This window comes from Thiococcus pfennigii (genome assembly GCF_016583835.1).
GTDB lineage: Bacteria > Pseudomonadota > Gammaproteobacteria > Chromatiales > Chromatiaceae > Thiococcus > Thiococcus pfennigii.
The window spans coordinates 1-544 of record NZ_NRRW01000156.1; the positions used below are offsets into that span (position 1 = coordinate 1).

A 544-nucleotide genomic window follows, 5' to 3' on the forward strand; every position below is an offset into this window, starting at 1 on the left:
CGTCGTGATCATATCGACCTCGCAGGGCTTGATGTCCGATCGTGCCGCGCGCAAGGCCGGGCACGGTGGCGAGATCCTGGCCTACGTCGCCTAAGGGAGGTTGTCATGTCTAGAATAGGTAAGGCGCCGGTCCAGGTGCCAAAGGGTGTTGACATCACGATGGCGGGTCGTGAGGTCACTGTGAAGGGGCCGAAAGGCTCGCTGTCCTGGTCGATCCATCCATTCGTCGAGGTCGATATCGATGGTGCCGTCGTGACCACGCGGCCGGCGAACGACAGCGATTCACAGTGGGCGATGGTCGGCACTACGCGTGCACTCCTGAACAACATGGTTCAAGGCGTCAGCAGCGGCTTCGAGCGCAAGCTCAGCCTGGTTGGCGTTGGCTATCGCGCACAGGCCAAGGGCAAGATCTTGAATCTGGCGCTGGGCTTCTCGCATCCCATCGACTTCCCGGTTCCGGACGGGATCGAGATCGAGACACCAACGCCGACGGAGATCGTCGTGCGTGGGATCGACAAGCAGCAAGTCGGTCAGGTGTCCGCCG

Annotated in this window: 2 protein-coding genes; both read left to right on the forward strand. The window is 61.8% G+C overall.

What is annotated here, in order from left to right:
• Positions 1 to 94: 30S ribosomal protein S8 (gene rpsH / locus CKO41_RS18340; protein WP_200383297.1), on the forward strand; the 94-nt coding region annotated here is incomplete at its 5' end.
• 11 nt (positions 95 to 105) lie between these two features.
• Positions 106 to 544, forward strand: a 439-nt coding sequence (rplF, locus tag CKO41_RS18345) for a 50S ribosomal protein L6 (RefSeq protein WP_200383298.1), incomplete at its 3' end; no start/stop codon positions are given.